This window comes from Gordonia amarae NBRC 15530 (assembly GCF_000241345.1).
In the GTDB taxonomy this organism is placed as follows: Bacteria; Actinomycetota; Actinomycetes; order Mycobacteriales; family Mycobacteriaceae; genus Gordonia; species Gordonia amarae.
On the sequence record NZ_BAED01000076.1, the window covers coordinates 49,610 to 64,488 of the forward strand.

Sequence of the window (14,879 nt, forward strand, 5' to 3'; positions counted from 1 at the left end):
CGTGGTCATCGCTCTCAAGGATCGAGCTGGCGGGCCGCCGAAGGGTCGTCGGGCGATCTGTTCCGTGCGGGTGTGAATACTGTCGACCACACCAGGATCGTGATGGCGACGAGGGCGGGGAACTGGGTCCACCACTCGTCACCGTGGTAGCCGGTGGGGGAGTGCCACGGACCGGAGGCGAGGGCGAGGGCGGCGGCGAGCATGGCCGCGAACACCGCGACCACACGCGCGGACGGGCGCATCCGGTACGTGAGAAGTGCTGTCGTACAGCCGATACCGACTCCCCACCAGCCGGTCAGCAGCCAGACGGCACCCAGCACGGGAAGCACGGCAAGACTCGCCGCAACCACACCTCTTGATCCCTGAGGCCGAAGCGACGAAGGAGCGAGGGTCTCGAAGGGTCCGGTGACGCCGGCATCATGACGCGACCACCTCGAACGCGCGAGCACCGGCGGCAGCCACGCCAGCGCCAGGAGCACGGCCACCAGCAGCAGCCCGACCACCAGCACCCACCGGTACGGCGTATCGAGGCTGTACCGCAGGGTGACCGGGCCAGACAGATTCGCGGGCACCACCCAACCCTGTTGCCATCCGTTCACGGTGATCGGATGCAGGTTGATCTCCCCGTCGGGTGTGTCGACGGTCGCCCGCCACCCGGAATTGGTGCTCTCGGCGACGGTCAGGATCCGGTCCGCCGCCGACGCCCGCACGTCGACCACCCGATGGGTCGCCGACCACTTCTCGACGGTCGGCAACACCGTCGACGCCGACGGAATCTGCTGTGCAGTAGAAAGATTCACGTCGAGAACGCTGAACGCCGATCCGGGATTGACCGACAGCTCCTGTTCGCCGGCTGCCAGCGGGATCGGCGTCGAGCCGCATGGCCGGGCGACCACCGGGGTACCGTTGCGCAGGTCACCGGCGGTGGTGCGCAGGCTGAGTCCGATCACCCGGCCCGCCACGGTGATTCCGATCCCGTCGCCACAGCCGACGGTGACCACCCGGTCGGGGTCGAACGGCCGTGCGTCGGGTGCCGGAGAGATCTTGATCTCCGCGATCCCGGCGGGTGCCCTGGTGGCGAATCCAAGCGAGTTCACGTCGATGACGTCGGCGGATTTGTTGACCCGCAACCGGATCCGGTCGGTGCGGGCACCGGTCAGGGTGACCGTCCCGTCCCGCGTCACCGTGCGGGTGAGCCAGCGCTCGCCCAGGTTCACCGACACCTCAGTGGGTGCCGCCGGATACGTCTCCGGCGCGACGATGCGCAGCTTGTCCACGCGTTGCACCTCGGGGAGGCGGATGGTCAGCGTCGGCCCGGAATCGCTCTCTCTCCCAGAGTCTTTCTGCCCGGACTCCTGTTTGCCAGGCTCCTCCTCACCCGAGTCTGTCTCCCCGGAGTCGCCGGCCCTGGAATCCTCTCGGCCCGAATCCTTCTGGGCGGGATCCTCCTTGGCGGGATCCTTGTGGCCAGAATCCTTCTGCCCAGAATCCTTCTGGGCGTCATCCCCGTTCTGTTTCTTGCTGTCCGGGTCACCGTATCCGCCGGTGTTGCCGGCCTTTCCGTCGGACGTCGCCTCGTCGCCGCTCTCGCGGTCCGACGTCGTCCCGTCATCGTCGGCGGGGTCCTCATCGTCGTCGCGGGCACCGTCCGCCGGTGCGGTCCACACGGTCGCCGGATCGCCGTCGACGGCGGCCTGCGCCGCACCCCGTGGATCGGTCACATCCGACGGACCGTCCGCGACAACCGATCCGGGTACGTGCAACAGCGCCCGCAGACCGTCACCGGGCATGGGGACGAGGGTGACGGTAGGCGACACCGAGGTTGCCGACGGCACCGACAGTGCGCGGGTGAACACCCCGGGTGTCTCCGGGGTCAACCCCAAACCGGAAGCGCACCTGAACAGTTCGTCGTCGGAGGAGGTGTCGCGCACGCACGCGGACCGCCCGGTGAGCTCCTGTGTCAGCACCCACTGTGCGACAGCTGAATTCTTCTGCTGGGCGGGCAGGACGACCCGCTGCCGGATCGACAGGGGGTTGCCCGTGGCGAGGTCGGTGAGCGTGACCTCGCCGAGCGCGAACTGGTTGCCCGCGGTTCCCGAGCGGGTGTGCGAGGCCCGGATCTCGATCCACGACGTGTTCCCGCCGGGCAGTGTGACCGTGAACGGTTTTCCCGGGGAAATACCCTGGGCCACAGAACTTCCGGCGTTGGTGGTGACGACGACGGTGTCGACGTCGGGGCCGATCGCCTTCGCGGTGGTCAGCGTCAGCGACAGCGCAGTGCGCGGCCGGGTGAAGCTCAGCCGCAACCATTTTCCGGCGGCCGCCGCCAAACCGCTGGACACCCAGGCGGTTCCGGGTTTCCCGTCGAAGGCTGCGGCGGTGGAGTTGGCCGGCGAGGTCTGCCCGGGCTGCGTCGCATCGGCCGCGGCCCCGGAACTCGACACCCGCACCTGCCCGGGCTGATTGTCGAGCAACCACTGAGCCCGCACCAGGTCGCCGCGTCCGATACCGTCCCACGCCGGATAGTCGGGGACCGCGTTCTGGGTGCGGCGCGGATCGTCGGCGGTGCGGATCGCCGAACTGTGGTCGTCGACCCGCCCGACGTCGACCTCCCGGTCGGTGGGTGTGTCGGTGACGATCCGTGGCGACGCCGGCAGCGGAGTGTCCGGGTGCTCGGTGTCGAACCGCCGGGCGTCGGCGTCCAGCACCGTCGGCCCCACCGCGGGCAGTCCCGCACGCCCGCGCTGCGCGTTGATCGTCGCGATGGCCTCGGGACCACCCGAGACCCGCGGCACCGACGCGGCGTCGACCAGTACCGGCCCGGTACCGCCGGCCCGGGCGGCGCCGTCGACGGTGTAGATCGTGATCGCCCGCAACGCGGGCCGCAGTCCGTTGTCGCGGACCACCCCTGTGACGGTGGCCGGGCCGACGCGCGGCCCGAACCGGGCGGCCACCGACAGACCGGGTGAATCGTCGAGCGCCTGTCGGGCGACCAGCGGCCGCGCCGAACGCGACGTGTCCGGGTCGAGATCGGCCCGCAGCACCACGAACCCGATGCCCTGGGAGGCCAGCGTCGCGGCCAGGCCGGGGGAGCCGCGCCCGGAGGCGATCTGCCGCTGCACCGCATCCATCGCCCGGATCGCTCCGGGCGGGACCAGCGGGATCGCATCGCGCACCGCCCACGGGGTGTCCGCCAGCGCCTGCAGCGGCTCGTCGCGGGTCAGCCCCCACACCTGGTCGGCGAACGGCGCACCCGGCACCACCAGGGACCTCAGCGCGGGACGCGACGGCCCGTCCGGCGAACTGTTCTGTTTCAGCCATGCCGCCGCCTCCGTCCAGTACGACGGCATCGACGTGTAGGTATCGGCGGGCGTGAGCTGCCCGGTCCACATCAACGACCCCGCGCCGCCGATCGCGACGACCACCGCGAGCGCCGTCGCCACCCCCCGCGACATCGCCGGCCGCAGGAACGCCCGCGGCTCGGTCAGCGGCACCCGCGCCAGCAGATGCGCGATGCCCAGCACCACCGGGATTCGGATGAACGGCTCGAACTTGTGGATGTTGCGCAGCGGGGCGCCCGCGCCGTCGAGAAACTCGCGCACCGGTTCGGCGATCGGTGAGCCGAGGGTGCCCGCGTAGCCGACGCACATCACCAGCAGCCCGGTCACCAGGATCGTGACGAGCCTGCCGCGGCCCGGCATCGCCCGCATTGTCAGCCCCGCCAGGCCCGCGGCGACGAGCACCCCGGTGGCCAGGACCGCCGCCGGCTGCGTCACCAGCACCGCACCGGCCACCCGCTCCGGTGAGACGAACGGCGTCCACGCGCTCGTCCCGCGCAGCACCTCGGTGAGCGAGGACCATTGCGTCGTGGTGCGCGCCGACTCGATGAAATCCAGGAACGGCGGGCTGACCTGCGACATCATCAGCAGCGGCAGGATCCACCAGGCGCACGCCAGCGCCAGCCCCAGCGCCCACCACGCGGCGAACCGCACGGCCCGCAGTCCCGCCCGGCGGACCGTCAGCAGCCACCACAGCGCGGCGACACCGAGCGCGGCGACCGTCGCCACCGCGTTCACCGCCCCCATCAGCGCCACCGCCGCAGCCGACAGGAAACCCTGCCGCCACAGCGGGCCGGTGTCACGATCGAGGGCCCGGATCACCGGGAGCAGCACCCACGGCGCCAGCATCATCGGCAGTGTCTCCGACGAGATCGACCCGAGCGTGGTGAGCACCCGCGGGCTCAGCACGAATACCGCCGCCGCGACGATCCGCGACGCAGGCGAACCGGCCCGCAGTGCCTCGGCCAGCCGGACGATGCCGACGAACCCGATGGTCAGCAGCAGCGCCCACCACAGGCGCTGGGTGATCCACGGCGGGATGTGCGCGAGGTCGCCGAGCGCGAAGAACGCGCCGTGCGGGAAGAAGTAGCCGTACGCCTGGTTCTGCACCTGCCCCATCGGGGCGTCGGGCGACCACAGGTGTGCCGCCCGGCCGAGGAAACCGAGCGGGTCGGCGGCGAGATCGAGCTTGGTGTCGGCCGAGATCCGGCCGGGGGCCTGCGCGAAGGAGACGATCAGCGCGCACAGAGCGGCGATGACCACGCCGCGCGAGGACATCCGGTCCTGGTTCCCGCACGAAAGCCGGCCACTTCGCCGGTTGAGGTGCGAGGTCGGCCGGCGACCGAGCCTCGAAACCCGGTGAGAAGACATCGTTATCTCACCGGGTTTCGAGGCTCGTCGCTTGCGCTCCTCACACCTCAACCAGCGACGGGAGGCGTTCGGGAGCGATCAGTTCTGCTGCTGATCAGTCTGCTGCTGATCAGTCTGCTTCTGCGGCGGAACGTGAACCGTATTCGACGGCGCCCTGTACGAAGCCGTCCTCGGGCGAAATGCTGTTCATATCGGTGGCCGGCTTGGTGTCGGTGGCCACGACGCCACCGAGGAGCACCGCGCCGAGCCCGATGACAATACCCGCGACAGCGGCGACACCACCGGTGACAAGACGGTTCTGCATGGGAAGTGAACTTACCAGAGCGCACGAGCCGTCAGCAGTCGCACGCGCGGTAACCGGGACAGCGCGCCGAAGTCGCGATCCACGGCTCCCGCGGGTGAGAATTGCGGGCACCGAAATGCCAGGTCGCGGTGGCCGCGCGACCCCATTCGAAGCGCAGGGTCCGCCTCGGTGACCGGCAAACATGACAGACTGGCCACCATGGGCTTTCTCACGAGTCGTTCACGAACCGCCGCTCCGGTCCGCGTAACCGTGCTGGCCGCGGCCCTCGCGCTGGGGGTGGGACTGACCTCCGGCTGCGGTGGCGACGAGGACGTCGCGGCGTCCGATTCGTCCCAGACGACCACGGCCCGGACCTCCGCGACCACGTCGAGCACACCGCTGCCGACGAGTTCGGCGACCCCGTCGCTGACCACCCTCACCAACCGCTGCGGCGCGGCCAAGCTCAAGAGCATGACGCAGCGGCAGAAACTGGCGCAGCTGATCATGGTCGGTGTCACCGGCACCGCCGACGCCCGGCAGGTGGTGCGGTCGGAGCAGATCGGCGGCATCTTCATCGGCAGCTGGACGGACAAGTCGATCCTCACCAGCGGCGCCGCCGCCAACATCTCCCGCAGCGCCAAGATCCCGCTGATGGTCTCCGTCGACCAGGAGGGCGGCCGGGTGTCGCGGCTGTCGGACCTCGGTATCGACGCGCCTTCGGCCCGCCAACTCGCACAGTCCAAGACGCTGGCGCAGGTGCGGTCGATCGCGGCGCAGATGGGGCGCCAGATGAAGCGCCTGGGCGTGACCGTCGATTTCGCGCCTTCCATCGATGTCAGCAATGAATCCGACAACGAGGTGATCGGCGACCGTTCGTTCAGCAACGACCCGAACGTCGTCACCCGCTTCGGCGGCGCGTTCGCCCGCGGCCTGGCCGACGCCGGCATCATCCCCGTGTACAAGCATTTCCCCGGCCACGGGCACGGTTCGGGCGACTCGCACCTCGGCGTGGTGCAGACCCCGCCGCTCGCGTCGCTGCAGAACAGCGACCTGGTGCCGTTCCGCAGGCTGCTCGCCAACCCCGGTCCCGCCGCCGCGATGGTCGGGCACCTGATCGTGCCGGGCCTGACCTCGCCCGACATGCCCGCCAGCCTCGACGCGAAGGCGATCCGGATGCTGCGCACCGGCAAGGGCTACAACGGCCCGGCGTTCAACGGGGTGATCTTCTCCGACGACCTCGGCTCGATGGCCGCGATCAGCTCCAAGTACCCGATCACGCAGGCGGCGGTACTGTCGATCCGGGCGGGCGTCGACGTCGCGCTGTGGACCACCACCGATCAGGTGCCGGCAGTGCTCGATTCGCTGGAGGCCGCCGTCCGTGACGGCCGTCTCAGCAAATCCGCCGTCGACACCAAGGTGGTGCGGGTGCTGCGGGCCAAGGGTGTCCTGACCTGCTGATTCGCCGCCTCGTTCGCCACCGGAACTTACCGAATGGTAAGTTTGGTTGACGTGTGCGGTGGAGGGCCACGCACGTGAACCCACGGAATGAGGCGGATATATGGTCGGCGGAACCAAGCGACTTCCCCGCGCGGTACGCGAACAGCAGATGCTCGACGCCGCGGTGCGGGTATTCGCCGACCACGGCTTCCGGGACACCTCGATGGACGCCATCGCCGCCGAGGCGGAGATCTCCAAGCCGATGCTGTACCTGTACTACGGCTCGAAGGAAGAACTGTTCGGCGCCTGTATGAGCCGCGAGTCGAGCCGCTTCATCGAGGCGATGAGCGTCGGTTTCGACCCGAACCTGGCCCAGCGTGAGCAGGCCCGCACCGTGGTCCGTGAGTTCCTGCGGTACGTGCACGAGAACCGGCGGTCGTGGCGGGTCCTGTACCGCGTCGCCATCGGCACCGCGGCCTTCACCTCCCGCGTCATGGAGAGCCGCCAACGGATCACCGAGATGGTCGCCGGACTGATCCGCGCCGGCACCACCGTCGAGGGCGCCGCCGACATCGACTTCGAACTCACCGCGCTCGCCATCGTGGGGGCCACCGAGGCCGTCGCCGACCGCATCGCCGAGGGTGACGTCGACCTCGACGCCGCCACCGACCTGCTCGTCGGCATCGTCTGGCGCGGCCTCAAGGGTGTCGGCACCGACCGCGCCACCACCTAGCCCGCGGCCGTTCGCCCACGGGACCGGATACGGCGCGCGGCCGGACCCAAGACCTGGCACCGGACCTGCCTGCACTCGGCGTGGTCAACTCCAGCGCCTGCCGATACCACCGCGAACTGCATTTCCGAACCGCGGTCTCAGGTATCACCGAGAACTGATCACAAGGTTTACTCCTGGATCAGCCACGGGTTGACGATAGCGACGCCCATCGGCGCAAAATCCGCAACATTGCGTGTGACGACGGTGAGTCCGTGAACGAGTGCTGTTGCCGCTATATACCCGTCGCGTTCGGGACGGGGGTCGGGGACGTGTAGGAGTGCTGCGCGACGGGCCACTTCACAATCGACGGGGAGGGTGCGCCTGTCGAAGGCATTGATGACGCGGGCGTCGAACCACCGTCGTAGCGACCTGCCCTGAAGCTCGTCCCGGCGCTCGACCCGAAGGATGCCGAGTTCGATCTCGGAGACCGTGACCGAGCTGAGGTATTGTTCGGTCGCCGGTTGTGCGGCCGCCCATGCCGCGACGCTGTCGTCGATCCGGCCCGGTTGCTTGCGGAGTTCGCTGACAACATTGGTGTCGAGCAGGTAGGTCACAGTTCGGCCGCTCGGGGCAGCGTACGCGACACGACCGGCTCGAAGTCGATGTCTTCCGTCATCTGCAACACCTCGAGCAGGCTTCGCCGATCGCGCATCTGCTCATACTCGGCAATGGACAGCAGGACGTATGCGGGTTCACCACGGTCCGTGATGACGACTGGACCGTTGTCGGCAGCGCGTTTGGCTCCGCTCACATCTTGGTTGAATTCTCGTGCACTGAATGTCGTCGCCATTGGTACCCCCTTGTAGGAACGTTTCTACAATACCGCACATAGTGGCTCGGTGGGGGCTCCCAGAGCCGGCTACGGCAGGAGTTCGAACGACCTGACATGTCGGGGACGCACGACGGAGAAGTGACGCCGGTCGACAGTGGCAACCGTGCGCACTCCGAGGCGCTCGGCAGTGGCCACCACCGACGCATCGGCGGTGCCGAGTGGCAGGTCCCGGTATCGGGCCACCAACTCCGCGATGCGCAGCCAGTCCGCCGCCGCAACAGGTTCGACGGTGAAATGGCCGGCGGCGAGATCGCCGAGAAACCGCACCTCGGCTTCGGCACCCAGCCTGGTGCTGAGAAGATACGTGACTTCGGTGATGACCAACGTCGGGACGATCAATGGGCCAGGGTGCGTTTCGAGAAGCTCCAGCGATGCGTGATGGTGCGCGTCGTCGGCGTCGACGTAGGCATACAGTGGTCCGGCATCGACGATGAGCGGCACTACTGTTTGGCTTCTGTGGATTCGGCCCCGGCGTTCTGGAGCTCTGTGGCCAGGATCTCTTCGATGCGCTCAGAGATGTCGCTTCGCCCGCTGCGACCCGCGGCTGCGGCAGCGAGCCTTCTGCGTGACCCCGTACCGAGGAAGGTTTCCAATGCTTCCCTGCTGACCTCGGAGATCGTTGTACCCCGCAGATTCGCCTCGTGACGCAGCCGCGCATCGAGTTCATCGGGAATCTTGATGGTCGTCCGCTTCATGTATGCCAGCATACCTGCCATGCACTACACTGGCGGCATGGATGATCTGATCATCGATGCCGGCGACGCCTACTAAGCGAGGGCCGGGCGCACGCGGGCGGCCGAGCGATTTGTGGAGCTTTCGCGGTAACTGAACGGGAGTAGCGGTGGCCGCGGTTGGACACGTGAGGAGTTGTCCGCACCCCCGTCGAATGGACCGACCGAAAGCGCTGTGGGCCACCGGTTTCCCGGTGGCCCACAGTCATGTCGGTGTTCAGTTGTGGCGCAGGGTGGCCGTCAGGTGCGGGTAGCCCTTGCGGCGGTTGCGGATTTCGATGTCGAAGTTGCCCTTGCCGTCGATGCGCCGGGTGTACAGGTTGACCTTGGCGGGCAGCAGCAGCGGCTTGCCGAACTGCACGTCGTAGGTCACCTCGCCGGGCAGCTGGGCCTCGATGTTGGCCAGCGCGGCTGCGGCGCTCCACATTCCGTGGGCGATTGCCTTGGAGAAGCCGAACGCCCTGGCGGGCAGGTCACCCATGTGGATGGGGTTGCGGTCACCGGAGGCGGCCGCGTACTCACGGATGCGTCCGAGGTCCACCGACAGCACGGCGTCCGGCGGCGGCGGGGCCGAGTTCTTCGGGACGGGACCGCGCGGTTCGCCGGACAGGCTGGTGCGCTGCTGCTTGAGGAAGGTGGCGGTCTGCACCGCGACAACCTCGGAGCCGACGGTGAACTCGCTGATCATGTCGATCAGCAGACCCTTGCGGTGCTCGCGCAGGTTCTCCGCGTGCGTGGTGATGGTCAGCGGCTCGTCGACACCGATCTCGCGCTTGCGCTCGATGGTGTTGGCGATGTGCACCGAACCGACCGCGCCGAACGGGAACGCGCTGTCGGTCATGATCTTCATCGACAGCGGGAACTGCAGCACGAACAGGTAGGTCAGCGGCACCGTCGCGGAGAACCGCTGCCCCGTGGTCCGGCAATACGTTTGCAGCGCAGCCGGATCGACGCGCACATCGGCGAGCCGGTACCGGGTGTCGGGGACCGTGGCGGTCGGTGAGACCTTGGCGGGTTTGCCGATCACCGGCAGCATCGCCGCGACCGCTTTGCCGTAGATCGAGGCGGTGCCGGGGGCGCCGCTGAGTGTGATCGTCTTACTCATCACGCACCCAGGAAGCCCTGGCCGCACACGCGGACGACGTTGCCGGTGACCGCGTTCGACGCCGGGTTGGCGAAGTAGGCGACGGTCTCGGCGACGTCGACGGTCTGGCCGCCCTGCTGCAGCGAGCTCATCAGGCGGCCGGCCTCGCGGGTGGCCAGCGGGATGGCGGCGGTCATCTTGGTCTCGATGAAGCCGGGGGCGACGGCGTTGATGGTGACGCCCTTCTCGGCGAGGATCGGCGCGTAGGCGTCGACGAGGCCGATGACGCCGGCCTTGGAGGCGCCGTAGTTGGTCTGGCCGCGGTTACCGGCGATACCGGCGATCGACGACACGTCGATGACGGCGCCGCCCTCACGCAGGGCGCCCTTCTCCAGCAGGCCGTTCACGAGGGCCTCGGGGGCGAGCAGGTTGACCGAGATCACCGAATCCCAGCGGGCGTCGTCCATGTTGGCGAGCAGCTTGTCACGGGTGATGCCGGCGTTGTTGACGATGATGTCGACGCCGCCGTGGCGTTCGAGGGCGTGCTCGGCGAGCTTGGCGCCGGCGTCGGGGGCGCTCACGTCCAGCGGGAAGGAGGTGCCGCCGACCTTGTTGGCGGTCTCGGCGAGGGCCTCACCGGCGGCCGGGATGTCGGCGCAGATGACGTGCGCACCGTCGCGGGAGAGGACCTCGGCGATGGTGGCGCCGATGCCGCGGGCGGCGCCGGTCACCACGGCGACCTTGCCGTCGAGGGGCTTGTCCCAGGACTCGACGGATGCGCCGTCGGCGGCACCGACCCGGAACACCTGGGCGTCGACGAACGCGGACTTGGCCGACAGGATGAAGCGCAGCGTCGACTCCAGGCCGGTCAGGCCGGTCTTGGCGTCGGGGGAGACGTACACCAGCTGCACGGTGGAACCCTTGAGCAGTTCCTTGCCGAGCGACCGGGTGAAGCCTTCGAGGGCGCGCTGGGCGATCCGCTCACCGGTGGTGCCGGCCAGTTCGGGGGTGGTGCCGATGACCACGAAGCGGGCGCAGGCGGCGGTCGAGCGCATCGCCGGCTGGAAGAACTCGAACAGCTGACGCAGTTCGTCGGGGGAGGTGATGCCGGTGGCATCGAACACCAGCGCGCCGTACTTGTCGGCGGAGCGGCCCGAGGTGGCGTTCTGGATCAGGGTGTAGTCGGCGCCGGTGAGGATCTCGCGCAGCGGCTCGACGAGACGTCCGGAACCACCGAGCAGCACCGGGCCGGCGAGTGCGGGTTCGGACGGCTTGTAGCGGCGCAGCGTGGGCGGGACGGGCAGGCCTGCCTGCTTGGCGATGAACGAGCCGGGTGCGGAGTGGACGAATGACGAGTACAAGCCGGTGTTGGCCACTGTGGATCTCCTGTTCTGCGTGCCTTTGTGTGCCCTGTCGTGGGTGGCACGTGCGGGGCACTTGCGCCTACGGCGAGCGATGGTAGCTGCCGAGCGCGCCGGGCCGGGCGTTCGACAACGAACTTACTGTTGAGTAAGAATACGCTATAGATACCAAACACCACCCTGGGAGATCGAAGTGGCCAAAGCACCCAAGACCCGCAGCGAACGTCCGGTAGCGATCCTCGGCGGCAATCGGATTCCGTTTGCCCGCCAGGACAAGGCATACGCCAAGGTCAGCAATCAGGAAATGTTCACCACCGCCCTCGACGGCCTGGTCAGCCGGTTCGGTCTGCAGGGCGAGCAGCTCGGTATGGTCGCCGGCGGCGCCGTCCTCAAGCACGCACGTGACTTCAATCTCATCCGCGAGTGCGTCCTCGGTTCGGCCCTGTCGCCGTACACCCCCGCCTTCGACATCCAGCAGGCGTGCGGCACCGGCCTGCAGGCCATCACCGCCGTCGCCGACGGTGTGGCCCGCGGCCGCTACGACGCCGCTGTCGGCGGTGGCGTCGACACCACCTCCGACGCCCCGATCGCCGTCTCGGAGTCGATGCGCCGGCAGATGCTCGAGGTCAACCGCTCGCGCACCACGCAGGACCAGCTGATCAACGCGCTGAAGCTGCTGCCCAACCTGGGTATCGAGATCCCGCGCAACGGCGAGCCCCGCACCGGCATGTCGATGGGCGAGCACGCCGCCATCACCGCCAAGGAGTTCGGCATCAAGCGCGCCGACCAGGACGAACTGGCCGCCGCCAGCCACCAGAAGATGGCCGCCGCCTACGACGCCGGTTTCTTCGACGACCTGATCACCCCGTTCGGCGGCCTGGTCCGCGACCAGAACCTGCGCGGCGACTCCACCGCCGAGAAGCTGTCGAAGCTCAAGCCGGTCTTCGGTGTGTCCCTGGGCGATGCCACCATGACCGCCGGCAACTCGACCCCGCTCACCGACGGCGCGTCGACGGTGCTGCTGGGCACCGACGAGTGGGCCAAGGACAAGGGCCTGCCGGTGCTGGCGTACTTCGTCGACAGCGAAACCGCCGCCGTCGACTACGTGAACGGCCCCGACGGCCTGCTGATGGCCCCCACCTACGCGGTGCCGCGCCTGTTGGAGCGCAACGGCCTGACCCTGCAGGATTTCGATTTCTACGAGATCCACGAGGCCTTCGCGTCGGTCGTGCTGTGCACGCTGGCCGCGTGGGAGTCGGAGACCTACTGCAAGGAGCGTCTGGGTCTGGACAAGGCGCTGGGCTCGATCGATCGCGCCAAGCTCAACGTCAACGGCTCGTCGCTGGCCGCGGGTCACCCGTTCGCCGCAACCGGCGGCCGCATCGTCGCCCAGGCGGCCAAGCAGATCGCCGAGAACGGCGGCGGACGTGCGCTGATCTCGATCTGCGCGGCCGGTGGCCAGGGCGTCACCGCCATCATCGAGGGGTAGCTCACCTCGCCGGTTGAGGTGCGAGCTTGCGAGCCTCGAAACCTCGTGCGATGACAGTGTTGTCTCACCGGGTTTCGAGGCTCGTCGCTTTCGCTCCTCGCACCTCAACCGACTGGTGGGGCCGCTTTCGCTCCTCGCACCTCAACCGATGAGCCGGGTACGAAGCAGAGCCGCAACAGGCCGCTGTCAAAGCATCACGATGTTTGGTCGCCCCGAGGTGGATTTTTCGGGCGGAGCGTCCCGTGTCTGGACGACCGAGCGAGCGCAGCCCGAAAAAACCACCGAAAAGTAAGGAGCCCCGATCAATCTGCCGGGTCGGGGGTCTGGCAGCTGATCGGGGCTACCCACATTTGTACGCTACTTTTCCGCGTAATTCACGTTCCGCCGCAAACTGGTGCGTTTTTCTTGCCGGGCCGGTGTTGTGGTGTGGTGGTGGCGGGTCGGCGGGGGCGGTCGGGCCGGCGCGGGGCACGTTACTCTCGGTGGAGTGAGCAGATGGTCGTCGGTGCGGGTCGGTACGTATGCCGTGCTCGGGATTCTGTTCGCCGGCATTCTTGTCGTGGGGATCGACCTGCTGGTCACGCACGGTAAGACCACTCGTGGGGCCACCGTGGCGGGGCTGGATGCGGGCAATCTGTCCCCGACGAAGACGCGTGAGGTGCTCAATCGGGTGGCCGCTCGCGCCGAAAAGCCTGTGACTCTTGTCACTCCGCACGGTGAGGCGAAGCTCGGCGCGAAGGACCTGGGTCTGGCTTTCGACGCGGAGGCGACGCTGGAGCGGTTGCGCGATCAGCCGAACAACCCGTTGCGCCGGATCGCGGGTCTGTTCGGTGCTGAGTATCGCGTCGATCCGGTGATCACGGTCGACCGCAAGAAGCTCGATGCCACGCTCGACGCCAAGCGCAAGGAGTTCGAGCTGTCGGCGATCGAGGGCGCGGTGCATTTCTATAAGGGCAAGCCGGTGGCGGATCTGCCGACGGCGGGGCAGCGGATCGCCCGTGACGAGTTGCCTGCCGCGTTGCGGGCCGGCTGGCTGCGGGAGCGGCCGATCACGATGCCGACGGAGAAGTTCGCACCGACGGTGTCGGCGGAGACGGTTCGCACGACGCGCGACGGGCCGGCGGCGACGGCTATGGCGGGGCCGATCGTGCTGAACGGCCGTGAGGGGGCGAAGCGGTCGATCACGCCGACTTAGTTGGGTACGGTGCTCAAGTTTGTCGCCGACGGCAAGGGCGGTCTGTCGCCGACGATGGATCAGAAGGCCGCGGTGAAGTTGTTCAGTCCGGCGCTGGCGAGCACGGTGCGGGCGCCTGTCGATGCGACGTTCACGTTGTCCGGTGGCAGTCCGCGGGTGGTGCCGGCCAAGGACGGTGCGCGTATCGACTGGACCAAGACGCTCGCCAAGATCCAGAAGACGGCGATCACCACGGATCCGGGTTCGCGCCGCGCGGTGGATGTGGTCTATGACGTGCAGAAGCCGAAGCTGTCGACGGCCAAGGCGAAGGGTCTGGGTGTCAGCGAGGTGGTGAGCGAGTTCACCACGGGCGGGTTCGCGGAGGCCTCGGGTGAGAACATCCGGCTGGTCGCGCAGACGGTCGACGGTGCGGTGGTGTTGCCGGGTGAGAGTTTCTCGCTGAACGGGTACACGGGTACCCGCGGTTCGGCGCAAGGCTATGTGACGTCGACGATCATCGATCACGGGCATACGTCGAAGGCGGTGGGCGGCGGTATCTCGCAGTTCGCGACGACGCTGTACAACGCGGCGTATTTCGCGGGCCTGGAGGACGTGGACCACACCGAGCATTCGTATTACATCTCGCGGTATCCCGAGGCGCGGGAGGCGACGGTGTTCGACGGCGCGATCGATCTGGTGTTCCGCAACAACACCGATCACGGCATCGTCATCGACACCGAGTGGTCGCCGAGCGCGATCACGGTCCGGTTGTGGAGCACCAAAACCGTTGAGGTGGAGTCGATCACCGGTAGCCGGTCCAAGCCTACCGATCCGGAGAAGATCACCCTGCCCAAGGGCGACAACTGCATGCCCGGCGAAGGCTCGAAGGGTTTCACCACCTCCGACACCCGGGTGATCAAGGACGCGAAGACCGGTGCCGAGATCAGCCGCCACACCCGGACGGTGAAGTACGATCCGGAGCCGATCGTGCGCTGCAAGTAGGGGGC

The 14,879-nt window shown here is 68.2% G+C and carries 13 protein-coding genes; 5 read left to right on the forward strand and 8 right to left on the reverse strand.

What is annotated here, in order from left to right; translation table 11 throughout:
- Positions 1 to 14: 14 nt before the first annotated feature.
- Positions 15 to 4,616 (reverse strand): DUF3367 domain-containing protein, encoded by a 4,602-nt coding sequence (locus GOAMR_RS25395; protein WP_005193449.1) that lies wholly within the window; start codon positions 4,614 to 4,616, stop codon positions 15 to 17.
- Positions 4,617 to 4,818: 202 nt separating this feature from the next.
- On the reverse strand, positions 4,819 to 5,013 hold the full coding sequence (locus tag GOAMR_RS22635; RefSeq protein WP_005193450.1) for a DUF2613 domain-containing protein: 195 nt from the start codon (positions 5,011 to 5,013) through the stop codon (positions 4,819 to 4,821).
- 168 nt (positions 5,014 to 5,181) lie between these two features.
- Here GOAMR_RS22635 and GOAMR_RS22640 point away from each other — a divergent pair, with 168 nt between their 5' ends.
- The gene (locus tag GOAMR_RS22640; protein WP_005193451.1) at positions 5,182 to 6,450 is read left to right on the forward strand and encodes a glycoside hydrolase family 3 N-terminal domain-containing protein; all 1,269 of its coding nucleotides are present in this window, start codon (positions 5,182 to 5,184) and stop codon (positions 6,448 to 6,450) included.
- Positions 6,451 to 6,550: 100 nt separating this feature from the next.
- A complete protein-coding gene (locus GOAMR_RS22645; protein WP_005193452.1) occupies positions 6,551 to 7,162 on the forward strand; it encodes a TetR/AcrR family transcriptional regulator in 612 nt (203 codons plus the stop codon).
- A 167-nt stretch (positions 7,163 to 7,329) separates the two neighbouring features.
- On the opposite strand, the gene GOAMR_RS22650 is transcribed toward GOAMR_RS22645, so the two are convergent.
- From GOAMR_RS22650 to GOAMR_RS22675, 6 genes are all read right to left on the reverse strand, one after another.
- Complete coding sequence (locus GOAMR_RS22650) at positions 7,330 to 7,755, reverse strand: type II toxin-antitoxin system VapC family toxin (protein WP_005193453.1); 426 nt, start codon at positions 7,753 to 7,755, stop codon at positions 7,330 to 7,332.
- On the reverse strand, positions 7,752 to 7,991 hold the full coding sequence (locus GOAMR_RS22655) for a type II toxin-antitoxin system prevent-host-death family antitoxin (protein WP_005193454.1): 240 nt from the start codon (positions 7,989 to 7,991) through the stop codon (positions 7,752 to 7,754). Before GOAMR_RS22655 ends, GOAMR_RS22650 begins: the two co-directional genes overlap by 4 nt.
- 69 nt (positions 7,992 to 8,060) lie before the next feature.
- Positions 8,061 to 8,474 carry a type II toxin-antitoxin system VapC family toxin gene (locus tag GOAMR_RS22660; protein ID WP_005193455.1) on the reverse strand — a complete coding sequence of 138 codons (414 nt, stop codon included), beginning with the start codon at positions 8,472 to 8,474 and terminating at the stop codon, positions 8,061 to 8,063.
- Positions 8,474 to 8,728 (reverse strand): ribbon-helix-helix protein, CopG family, encoded by a 255-nt coding sequence (locus GOAMR_RS22665; protein ID WP_244427490.1) that lies wholly within the window; start codon positions 8,726 to 8,728, stop codon positions 8,474 to 8,476. Before GOAMR_RS22665 ends, GOAMR_RS22660 begins: the two co-directional genes overlap by 1 nt.
- 253 nt (positions 8,729 to 8,981) lie before the next feature.
- On the reverse strand, positions 8,982 to 9,869 hold the full coding sequence (locus GOAMR_RS22670) for a MaoC family dehydratase (RefSeq protein WP_005193457.1): 888 nt from the start codon (positions 9,867 to 9,869) through the stop codon (positions 8,982 to 8,984).
- A complete protein-coding gene (locus tag GOAMR_RS22675; RefSeq protein WP_005193458.1) occupies positions 9,869 to 11,224 on the reverse strand; it encodes a 3-oxoacyl-ACP reductase in 1,356 nt (451 codons plus the stop codon). Before GOAMR_RS22675 ends, GOAMR_RS22670 begins: the two co-directional genes overlap by 1 nt.
- Positions 11,225 to 11,402: 178 nt before the next feature.
- Between GOAMR_RS22675 and GOAMR_RS22680 the strand changes: the two genes are divergently transcribed.
- The 3 genes from GOAMR_RS22680 to GOAMR_RS25830 all read left to right on the forward strand — a co-directional run bounded on the left by GOAMR_RS22680 (position 11,403) and on the right by GOAMR_RS25830 (position 14,874).
- Positions 11,403 to 12,698: an acetyl-CoA C-acetyltransferase gene (locus GOAMR_RS22680; protein WP_005193459.1), complete on the forward strand. Its 1,296-nt coding sequence runs from the start codon at positions 11,403 to 11,405 to the stop codon at positions 12,696 to 12,698.
- Positions 12,699 to 13,185: 487 nt separating this feature from the next.
- On the forward strand, positions 13,186 to 13,893 hold the full coding sequence (locus tag GOAMR_RS25825) for a peptidoglycan binding domain-containing protein (RefSeq protein ID WP_306302451.1): 708 nt from the start codon (positions 13,186 to 13,188) through the stop codon (positions 13,891 to 13,893).
- Positions 13,894 to 13,902: 9 nt separating this feature from the next.
- Positions 13,903 to 14,874, forward strand: coding sequence for a VanW family protein (locus GOAMR_RS25830; RefSeq protein ID WP_005193461.1), 972 nt, complete (start codon positions 13,903 to 13,905; stop codon positions 14,872 to 14,874).
- The last annotated feature ends 5 nt before the right edge of the window (positions 14,875 to 14,879 follow it).

Excerpts from the sequence above, each read along its gene's own strand:
- GOAMR_RS25395 (WP_005193449.1), bottom strand. The coding sequence starts at position 4,616 with ATGTCCTCGCGCGGCGTGGTCATCGCCGCTCTGTGCGCGCTGATCGTC.
- GOAMR_RS22635 (WP_005193450.1), bottom strand. The coding sequence starts at position 5,013 with ATGCAGAACCGTCTTGTCACCGGTGGTGTCGCCGCTGTCGCGGGTATT.
- GOAMR_RS22645 (WP_005193452.1), top strand. The coding sequence starts at position 6,551 with ATGGTCGGCGGAACCAAGCGACTTCCCCGCGCGGTACGCGAACAGCAG.
- GOAMR_RS22655 (WP_005193454.1), bottom strand. The coding sequence starts at position 7,991 with ATGGCGACGACATTCAGTGCACGAGAATTCAACCAAGATGTGAGCGGA.
- GOAMR_RS22665 (WP_244427490.1), bottom strand. The coding sequence starts at position 8,728 with ATGAAGCGGACGACCATCAAGATTCCCGATGAACTCGATGCGCGGCTG.
- GOAMR_RS22670 (WP_005193457.1), bottom strand. The coding sequence starts at position 9,869 with ATGAGTAAGACGATCACACTCAGCGGCGCCCCCGGCACCGCCTCGATC.